The sequence below is a fragment of the Brevundimonas sp. 1080 genome (assembly GCF_040545985.1).
Classification (GTDB): domain Bacteria; phylum Pseudomonadota; class Alphaproteobacteria; order Caulobacterales; family Caulobacteraceae; genus Brevundimonas.
Window position 1 is genome coordinate 252989 of record NZ_JBEPMW010000002.1, and the last position, 9099, is coordinate 262087.

Annotated in this window: 11 protein-coding genes and 1 other annotated feature; of the genes, 5 read left to right on the top strand and 6 right to left on the bottom strand. The window is 65.5% G+C overall.

Translation table 11 applies throughout. From position 1 onward, the window contains the following. Positions 1-8: 8 nt before the first annotated feature. Positions 9-596 carry a TetR family transcriptional regulator gene (locus ABIC32_RS06695; protein WP_354073305.1) on the bottom strand — a complete coding sequence of 196 codons (588 nt, stop codon included), beginning with the start codon at positions 594-596 and terminating at the stop codon, positions 9-11. Positions 597-661: 65 nt separating this feature from the next. Between ABIC32_RS06695 and ABIC32_RS06700 the strand changes: the two genes are divergently transcribed. From ABIC32_RS06700 to ABIC32_RS06715, 4 genes are all read left to right on the top strand, one after another. Then, positions 662-1498 carry a metal-dependent hydrolase gene (locus ABIC32_RS06700; RefSeq protein WP_199059570.1) on the top strand — a complete coding sequence of 279 codons (837 nt, stop codon included), beginning with the start codon at positions 662-664 and terminating at the stop codon, positions 1496-1498. 76 nt (positions 1499-1574) lie between these two features. Beyond that, entirely contained in the window at positions 1575-3077 is a 1503-nt protein-coding gene (locus ABIC32_RS06705) for a DUF1800 domain-containing protein (RefSeq protein WP_354073308.1), read from the top strand. Further along, on the top strand, positions 3074-4255 hold the full coding sequence (locus tag ABIC32_RS06710) for a DUF1501 domain-containing protein (protein WP_354073310.1): 1182 nt from the start codon (positions 3074-3076) through the stop codon (positions 4253-4255). The genes ABIC32_RS06705 and ABIC32_RS06710 overlap by 4 nt, the downstream gene beginning before the upstream one ends. 49 nt (positions 4256-4304) lie before the next feature. Next, positions 4305-4368: a sequence feature (sul1 is cis-regulatory element that is thought to sense ions involved in sulfur or methionine metabolism; They are found in Alphaproteobacteria), on the top strand. Between the two features lie 52 nt (positions 4369-4420). Continuing rightward, positions 4421-5905: a SulP family inorganic anion transporter gene (locus ABIC32_RS06715; protein WP_502909311.1), complete on the top strand. Its 1485-nt coding sequence runs from the start codon at positions 4421-4423 to the stop codon at positions 5903-5905. A gap of 4 nt (positions 5906-5909) precedes the next feature. Here ABIC32_RS06715 and ABIC32_RS06720 read toward each other — a convergent pair whose 3' ends face one another. Beyond that, complete coding sequence (locus ABIC32_RS06720) at positions 5910-6119, bottom strand: hypothetical protein (protein WP_055753991.1); 210 nt, start codon at positions 6117-6119, stop codon at positions 5910-5912. A 239-nt stretch (positions 6120-6358) separates the two neighbouring features. Here ABIC32_RS06720 and ABIC32_RS06725 point away from each other — a divergent pair, with 239 nt between their 5' ends. After that, positions 6359-6571: a cold-shock protein gene (locus ABIC32_RS06725; protein ID WP_008260410.1), complete on the top strand. Its 213-nt coding sequence runs from the start codon at positions 6359-6361 to the stop codon at positions 6569-6571. Positions 6572-6700: 129 nt separating this feature from the next. Here ABIC32_RS06725 and ABIC32_RS06730 read toward each other — a convergent pair whose 3' ends face one another. The 4 genes from ABIC32_RS06730 to ABIC32_RS06745 all read right to left on the bottom strand — a co-directional run bounded on the left by ABIC32_RS06730 (position 6701) and on the right by ABIC32_RS06745 (position 9037). Then, positions 6701-7048, bottom strand: coding sequence for a barstar family protein (locus ABIC32_RS06730; protein ID WP_354073313.1), 348 nt, complete (start codon positions 7046-7048; stop codon positions 6701-6703). Between the two features lie 68 nt (positions 7049-7116). Then, positions 7117-7311, bottom strand: coding sequence for a hypothetical protein (locus ABIC32_RS06735; protein ID WP_199059576.1), 195 nt, complete (start codon positions 7309-7311; stop codon positions 7117-7119). Positions 7312-7852: 541 nt separating this feature from the next. After that, positions 7853-8281: a hypothetical protein gene (locus ABIC32_RS06740; RefSeq protein WP_307509915.1), complete on the bottom strand. Its 429-nt coding sequence runs from the start codon at positions 8279-8281 to the stop codon at positions 7853-7855. Between the two features lie 201 nt (positions 8282-8482). After that, complete coding sequence (locus ABIC32_RS06745; RefSeq protein WP_354073316.1) at positions 8483-9037, bottom strand: NADPH-dependent FMN reductase; 555 nt, start codon at positions 9035-9037, stop codon at positions 8483-8485. Positions 9038-9099 lie beyond the last annotated feature (62 nt).

Here is a 9099-nt window from a genome sequence, read left to right on the forward strand (position 1 = left end):
TCTGAACCTTACGGTTCGGCCAAAAGTGTCGCGGTCAGCTTCAGCGCCAGGTCGCGGCCCAGTCCCTCGGGCGCGCCCAGCATCGGCGTCAGGATGTCCCCGATCAGCCCCTCGGCGAAGGCCATATAGGCCGCCGTCACCACCAGGGCCTTGGCCCGCTCGGCCGCCCTGGGATCATCGGGCGCCATGGCCGCCAGCCGCTCGGCCAGATCGCGCACCACTTCGGCGAAGCTCTCCGCTCGGTCCTGCTCGCGCGCCAGCGCCAGCCAGGCCGCCATCTGCGAGGCGCCGCCCGGCCCAAAAGCGTCGAACACGACGCTCATCAGCCGCCCCGGCTCGACGCCGTCGCGCCCTTCTCCCAAGCCCTCGTTCAGGCCAGCCTCGATCCGCTGCGCCAGATCGCGCACCATCGCATCCATCAGCGCGCCCTGCAGCCCGGCCGCCGAGCCGAAATGGTGGATCAGGTTGGCGTGACCCACGCCCATCCGCTCGCCCACCGCCTTCAGCGTCACCGCCGCCGGCCCGCCCGAAAGCAGCAGGTCCCGCGCCGCCTCCAGCGCCTCTTCGCGCGCCACCGCCCCGCGGCGTCGCTTCACCGGACCATTAGTTGACATTGATGTCAGTTAACTCCATCCTCTGCTCGAAATCGAGGAGCAGAACCATGGCGAAATCCGCCACCCCCGCCGACCTCCAGATCAAGCCGCGCGACCTGCATATCGACCGCGAGGCTCCGACGCCACGCTGGTGGCTGAACGGCGACCCGTTCGGCACCGCCGTGATGAACGCGCTCAGCCTGACCTTCCCCGACGGCGAGCGGTTCTTCATCCAGTCGGTCAAACGGTTCGCCAAGGACGCGCCCCCGGCCCTGGCCGCCGACATCCGCGCCTTCACGGTCCAGGAGGGCGCCCACACCCGCGAACACATGGCCTTCAACGCCATCACCGAACGCGCCGGCTACGACACCGCCGAGATCGAGGCCTATGTCACAGCGCGGCTCGACATCGCCCGCGCCCGTCCGGCCCTGGCCCAGCTGGCGGCGACCATGGCGCTGGAGCATTTCACCGCCGCCTTCGCCCATCGGCTGCTGGCCGATCCGGAGCTGCTGAAGGGCTCGCCCCACGACCTGGCCCGCCTGTGGCGCTGGCACTCCATCGAGGAGATCGAGCACAAGGGCGTGGCCTATGACGTCTTCCTGCACGCGACCCGGGACCTCAGTCCGCTGAAGCGCTGGCGCATCCGGCGCTGGGCCATGTTCCTGACGACCCTGCTGTTCACCCGCACGGTGCGCGAGACGACCTTCATGCTGCTGAAGCAGGACGGCATCGTCGGCTGGCGCGCGCGTCTGGGCCTCTTCCGCTGGCTGTGGCTGAAGCCGGGCCTGTATCGCCGGATGATCGGCGACTACCTGGCCTTCTACAAACCCGACTTCCATCCTTGGCAGATCGACGACCGCGACCTGATCGCGGACGCGGAGGCCGGCCTGGCCCAACCGGCCTGACTCTCAAATCCGACCCCGCGACGGAGTTTTCGCCCGAAGGCGTTACAATGTGCGGGGGACGGACGAGGAGAAGGCCATGGCTTCATCACCGACCGACGCCGCCGTCGCCCTGACGCGCCTGGGTCTGGGCGCCCGGCCGGGCGAGATCGACCGCGTCGCCGCCGATCCGCGCGGCTGGGCCATGGGCCAGATTCGGCCCCAGGGCGCGCCCCAGCCGTCTGGCCAGTTCGCCGACACCGCCGAACGCGTCGCCCAATATATGGACTATCAGAGCGACGCCGGCCTGGTCCGCCGCGACCGACGCGCCGCCGCTTCGGCGACGGCCGACGCCGCGCCCGCTCCCTCGCCAGCCCCCGCTCCCGGCATGCCGGACGCCGCCGATCCGCAAGCCGTCGCCCGGCGCGAGGCCCGTCAGACCGCCCGCCGCGACATCACCCAGGACACGGCGCAGGAGTTCCTGGCCCGCGCCCAGCTCGGCGCGACCACCGACGACGGCTTCGCCGAGCGCTGGGCACTGTTCTGGTCGAACGCCCTGACCGTCTCGGCCGCCAAGTTCGCCAGCGGCGCCTTCGTCGGCCAGTACGAGCGCGAGGCCATCCGCCCCCACGTCTTCGGCCGGTTCGAGGATCTGGTCTTGGCCGCCGAACAACATCCCGCCATGCTGCTTTATCTGGACCAGGCCCGCTCGGTCGGTCCCGACAGCCTGGCCGGCGCCCGCCGCAACGCCGGGCTGAACGAAAACCTGGCCCGCGAGATGATGGAGTTGCACACCGTCGGCGCCGACGGCGGCTACACCCAAGGCGACGTCACCGAACTGGCGCGCGCCCTGACCGGCTGGTCGATCCCTGCCGCCCGCGACCAGCGTCAGCCGGGTCGCTCTCAGCGAGCCCGCAGGATCGCCGCCCAGGCCGAGCCCGGCCCCGCCGGCTTCGTCTTCCGCGCCAATGTCCACGAACCCGGCGCCCGCACGGTGATGGGCAAGACCTATCCCGCCGCAGGCCTGGCCCAGGGTCAGGCCATCCTGCGTGACCTGGCGCGGCATCCGGCGACGGCCAAACGCCTGTCGCGCCGTCTCGCCGCCCATTTCGTCGCCGACGATCCGCCGCCCGCTCTGGTCGCCCGGCTGGAAGCGGCGTGGACCGGCTCCGGCGGCGATCTGGCCCAGGTCGCCCGCGCCCTGGTCGACGCGCCCGAGACCTGGACGCCCCAGCCCGCCAAGATCAAGACGCCCTACGACTTCATCGTATCGACCCATCGCGCGCTGGGAACCCGGCCTCAGCGGATCCAGCCGTTGCGCCAGGCCCTGCTCGACATGGGCCAGCCGCCGTTCTCGCCCCCGTCGCCCGAGGGTTGGCCCGACACGGCCGCCGACTGGGCCGGTCCCGACGCTCTGGTCAAACGGCTGAACTGGTCGCGCACCGCCGCCGATCTGGCCCAGGCGGCCAACCCGAACGCGGTCGCCGCCGCCGCCCTCGGCCCGCGCCTCGGCGAACGCACGCGGCTCGCCGTGGCCCGCGCCGAAAGCAGGCCGGAGGCCCTCACCCTTCTGTTCATGTCGCCGGAGTTCCAACGCCGATGACCGCCCTCAATATGAACCGCCGCCATCTGCTGGCCGCCGCCTCCGCCGGGGTCGGCCTGGCATTCGCCGGCCGTGTCGCCGCCCAGACCGCCGGCCCCGCCAACAAGCTGGTCGTCGTCATTGCGCGCGGCGCCATGGACGGCCTGTCCGTCACTGTGCCTTACGCCGATCCGAACTACGTCTCCTTGCGCGGCGGTCTGGCCATCGCCGCGCCCGGCGAGGCGAGCGGCGCCCTGGCCCTGAGCGAAGGCTTCGGCCTGCATCCGGCGCTCGCCGGCCTGCACGCCCTTTATGGTCAGGGTCAGATGCGGTTCGCCCCCGCCGTCGCCCTGCCCGTGCGCATCCGCTCGCACTTCGACGCCCAGGACGTGCTGGAGAACGGCGGCGAAGGTCTGCGCCAGCAATCCGACGGCTGGCTGAACCGCGCCATCGTCGCGGCCGGCGGGACGTCGCTGAAAGGCCTGTCCATCGGCGCCCAGACGCCCCTGATCCTGCGCGGCGACGCCCCGGTGTCCAGCTGGGCCCCCGGTGGTCTGGTGCGCGACGGCGACCGCATCGCCTCCCTGCTTCAGGATCTCTATGTCGAAGATCCGATGCTGGGCCAGAACCTGGCGCGCGGTCTCGCGACCGAGCAACTGGTCAGCATGGAGGGCGGCGACCAACGCCTGCGTCGCAACGACGTCCAGGGCCTGGGCCAGGCCGTCGCCAAGCTGATGAACGGACCGGAGGGCGCCGACATCGTCGCCGTCTCGCTGGACGGCTGGGACACACACGCGGGTCAAAGGGCGCAGCTCCAGACGCGGCTGACGGGCCTCGATCAGCTCGTCATTGGCCTGAAGGACGGCATGGGCGACGCCTGGTCTCGCACGGCGGTCATCGTCGCCACGGAATTCGGCCGCACCGCCCGCGCCAACGGCACCCAGGGCACTGATCACGGCACCGGCTCCTCGCTTCTGCTGGCGGGCGGCGCGGTGAAGCGCGGCGGCCCCATCGGCGACTGGCCGACTCTGGCCGACAACCGCTTATTCGAGAACCGCGACCTGGCGCCGACCCTGGATCTCCGTTCGGTGTTCAAGGGCGTGTTGCGCGATCACATGGGCCTCGACCGCGCCGCCCTGGACGCCCGCGTTTTCCCCGGCAGCGCCGCCGAAGCGCCGGCCATGGATGGACTGGTCTAGCCGTCACGCTTGCTTTACGCGGCGCAACATCGCATCAGGACGGCATCACCTTGGACCCGGCCCTGTTCGCAGGCGACGGGTGGCTATCCCCGCCGCCGATCCGCTGGGAAACCGAGCCGCCAGAAACCGAAGCATCGGTAAGGCTCATCCAGATGAAATCCTGAAATGTCCATTATCGCCTCCGCGCGCCAGCAATGGCTCGCCAATCCTGGCCGCGATCTTCTGGCGGGGACCGTCGTGGCCCTGGCGCTGATCCCCGAAGCCATCGCCTTTTCCATCATCGCCGGCGTCGATCCCGCCGTCGGCCTCTACGCCAGCGTGGTCATCGCCGTGACCATCGCCTTCGTGGGCGGCCGGCCGGCCATGATCTCGGCCGCGACCGGCGCCATGGCCCTGCTGATGGTCACGCTCGTGCGCGACCACGGCCTGGAATATCTCTTCGCCGCCTCGCTGCTCTGCGGCGTGTTCCAGATCGTCATCGGCCTGCTGAAGCTGGGCCGCTACATCAAGTTCGTCAGCCGCAGCGTCATGACCGGCTTCGTCAACTCGCTGGCCATCCTGATCTTCCTGGCCCAGATGCCCGAGCTGATCGGCCGGGGCTGGATCACCTACGCCCTGGTCGCGGCGGCTCTTGTCGTCATCTACGGCTTCCCCCGCCTCACCAAGGCCGTGCCCTCGCCCCTGGTCGCCATCGTCGCCATCAGCGCCTTGGTGATCGTGCTGAAGCTGGACGTGCGCACCGTCGGCGACATGGGCCAGATGCCGACCAGCCTGCCGATGTTCCATCTGCCCGCCGTCCCCCTGACGTGGGAGACGCTGGTCATCATCACTCCGATCTCGGCGACCCTGGCCTTCGTCGGTCTATTGGAAAGCCTGCTGACCGCGAATCTGATCGACGACATCACCGACACCCCGTCGGACAAGGATCGCGAGACGCGCGGCCAAGGGATCGCCAACGTCCTGTCGCCCCTGTTCGGCGGCATGGCCGGTTGCGCCATGATCGGCCAGTCTATGATCAACGTCACCTCCGGCGCGCGCGGGCGTCTGTCCACCCTGTGGGCCGGCTTGTTCCTGCTGTTTTTGATGTTGGCGCTTCAGACCTGGGTCGCCCAGATCCCGATGGCGGCGCTGGTCGCCGTCATGATCATGGTCTCGATCGGCACCTTCGACTGGTCGTCGGTGATGAAGCTGCGCTCCACCCCGCTTCAGTCGTCCATCGTCATGATCGCCACGACCGTGACGGTCGTCGCCACCCACGATCTGTCCAAGGGCGTCATCCTGGGGGTGCTGCTGTCGGCCATCTTCTTCATGCGCAAGGTCGGCAAGACCATCGCCGTGACCGAGGTTTCGACGCCGGAACCGGGCGTCCTGCGCTACCGCGTCTCAGGCCAGCTGTTCTTCGCCTCGGCCGATCTGTTCGCCGCCAGCTTTGAGCATCACGGCCAACCCACGCGCGTCGAGATCGATCTCAGCGACGCCCATCTGTGGGATCTCACCGGCGTCGCCGCCGTGGACAAGGTCGTCTTCCGCTACCGCCGTCAGGGCGCGGACGTGCAGGTCTTGGGCATGAACGACGCCGCCCGCACCCTGGTCACGCGGGTGGGGCGGTTCGAGAAGATGCATCTGCCGGACGGCACCGGCGCGCATTGAGCCGTCAGGCGGCGTTGGAGGTCGGTTCGAGGTCGGGCTTGGGCATCTTGCAGATGCGGTTCAGGTCGGCCCGGATCGAGCTGCCCTGGAAGTGCGAGATTTCGGCGCCCGAATAGCCCTCGCCCGACAACGCTTTGACGACATCGCCGGTGTTTAGACAATCGTTGGTTCGAGCGAGCTGGTAGGCGCGCTCCACGACGTGGGTGCGGTTCATGTTGGAAGCCTTTCGTGCCTTCCAACAACACGCGCCAAGCTAAACCGTTCCCATTATTGGATTTTCGGCCGGCTTGGCCCGCGCTTGCATCTGTCATGAATATCTGCGCACATAGAGCTCGTCGATCTCTCTGCGTAACGCCCACTCTCTCTGCGAACGCACGAGTCAAGGCCGCTCCCATTCAGACCCGACAGGCCGCAGGGACGTTCCCTCGGTCAATTTCTAACGGAGGTCTCAAAATGGCTACCGGCACTGTCAAATGGTTTAACCCGACCAAGGGTTACGGCTTCATCCAACCCGACGACGGCGGCAAGGACGTCTTCGTCCACATCTCGGCTGTCGAAGGCGCTGGCCTGCGCGGCCTGGATGAAAACCAGAAGGTTTCCTACGAGCTGGAACGCGACAAGCGTTCGGGCAAGGAATCGGCTGGCCAGCTGCAAACCATCGGCTGATTTCAGCTTCACGGCTGATCTGGCGACGGCGGCTCCTCACGGAGCCGCCGTTTTCAATTGGGGTTCGGCTGGATGCCGAAAACGGACGCCTCGAACTTCTGCTACGGGTGGGAAGCGGTCTCTGCGGGCCTAAGAGAAGTAGCCAGACATGAGCAGGGAGAGCACGGGTCTACCTCCGATCTCGACACGTCGGTAGTTGACGAACGCGATGCATTCCAACAACGCCTTGAACTGCTCAGGACAACGAACTGCGAAGTTTGAGGTATCGTCGATTTGGAGGGTCAATAGCTCGCCGGGACGTACCGGTCTCGCCAGCATCCGCGCTTCTGGATCGTCCGCATATGTCATGCAATCGATCCACGCATCCATGTTCGCGTCATAGAAAGGGGGAAAGCCAAGAACCTCCGCGAAGACTTTATGGAAGGAAGGCCAATCTGAAATCAGGTTGGTTGGAATCGAGACAATAGTAGTGTTCATGAGCGCACCATACCCGTAAGGCCGACAAGCTCCGCAACGGGTCAGGATCAAAAGATGAGCAAGGAACCTCAGCGTATCTGATTGAGTGCAGTCCTGATCCGGCTCAAGGTCTGCTTCGCGATCGCTCTGTCCATGCCCATACGAGCTTGGAACTCCCATTCAGGGATTGCATCAGGCCCATGACAGACCTCGTTGAGGGCATTGTTGATCGCGACGAGATCATCGGCGGTTAGCTCGACACTGAGCGTATTGTCGGAATTCATGATCGCTACCCTCTCGGACACCATAGCGTGCCTCCCAGCTCGGATGTCCGCAATAGGTCCAAGGCCTCCACGTTGGGATGCGTCATTTCCCTGGTAAAAGAAGTTCGATTTAGAAAAATACGCAGGTTTGCAATCAAGATGCGAAACAAGAATCTGAAGCTGTTCTTCAGCCTGATATACTTATTTTACGTCGCATCTGTACTGTTCCAGTACGGTTTTCCCCGTATAATTTCTGAATTTACCGCGATGTTTATTGTTCCTGCAATGTCAGTTGCCTTTCTGTACCTATTTTACGGAAGCATAAACAATGCACGGAATCGAAAATAAGGCACGCCTTTCTCCCGCACCAAAGGGCGTTGAGTCTTCAGCGTCAGGGTCCGCTTTAGGTCGGACCACGACATCGATACAGGCGCGGAGAGCTGACATTGGGCCGATAGCTCGAGAACGGACCCGCTGAACTGTGGTTAAGGTTGGAAAACAGCCCCAAAAACATCAACATGGTCAGGGCCAGGTTTCTCGGCGAGTGGGCGGAGCGGCAGGTTCAGCGAACAGTCAAAAGGTTAGCGTCGATTGCACGTTCGCCATTGCGCACATCCGATATCACCGTGGGAAAGCGCTCTGAGTGGACCCTGCAACGAACCTTCGTTTGATTAAGGTGAGCACGGTACGCGCGTCGAATATCAGAACGTGTCAAACCGGTGAAGTCGAAGAGAATTTTGATGTCCGCTCGTTCCAACTCCCTGCCTTGATCATAGGCGGCTTGGTAATTCTCGGCTGTCCATCCATCTAGAGCCGCTCTTGCTTCAAAACCATCCACGACTTCACGGGCAGCTGTCTCGTCCACACCGTAGCCGTACTCACGACAGATAGCGACGGCGGTTGAGAGCCGGCCTAACCATACGCCCTCCTCAGCCAAAGGAGCAGCTTGTGATGCAACCTGGGCGGCAGCGAACATGGCGACGAAAAGCACGACTATTCTCCCTCGACTGAGTAGAGGATCACGCCAAGTTGCGAGTGTCGAGCGTTCGGCACTCGGCTAGGGGCAATTTCCGATCCAGGGCTTCGCCGCCGATAGCGGCGTGTCGCGCGGATCGTGGCTGCGGCCAATGTCGACTACGGATCGACAACAGAAACAACTCCCGCTCCTTCCACCCGTCTTTGAGTTTCCACCCTACCCCTTCGTCTTGTCGATCCAGGCGGCGAAGGCGTCGGTGAAGCTTTTCAGGAAGGCCTTGGTGTCGTCCTTCTTCAGCTTGCCGTGCTCGTCCAGCAGGTCGGCGACATTGCCGATATAGGCCTCGGGCTGCTGCATCGTCGGCATGTTCAGGAACACCAACGGCTGGCGCAGGTGGTGGTTGGCGCCGAAGGCCGCGACGGCGCCGGGCGAGACGCTGACGATGGCGGCGGGCTTGCCCTGCCAGATGCTGTGGCCATAGGGGCGAGAGCCGACGTCCAAGGCGTTCTTCAGCGCGCCGGGGATGGAGCGATTGTATTCAGGCGTGACGAACAGCACCGCCTCGGTCGTCGCCACCTCCTCGCGGAAGCGTTCCCAGGCCGGCGGCGGGCTGTCGGTTTCCAGATCGGGGTCATAGAGCGGCAGGTCGCCGATCTCGACCGGCTCGATCTCCAGTCCCGGCTCGGCTAACGCCTTCAACTCCATGCCGATGGCGCGCGAATAGGAGCCTTTGCGCAGGCTGCCGACGATCAGGGCGACGCGGACGGTCATGAAAGGTCTCCTGGCTGGACGGGTTCAAGCGCCGGCATAACCGATCCGCGCGCCGCCGCGTT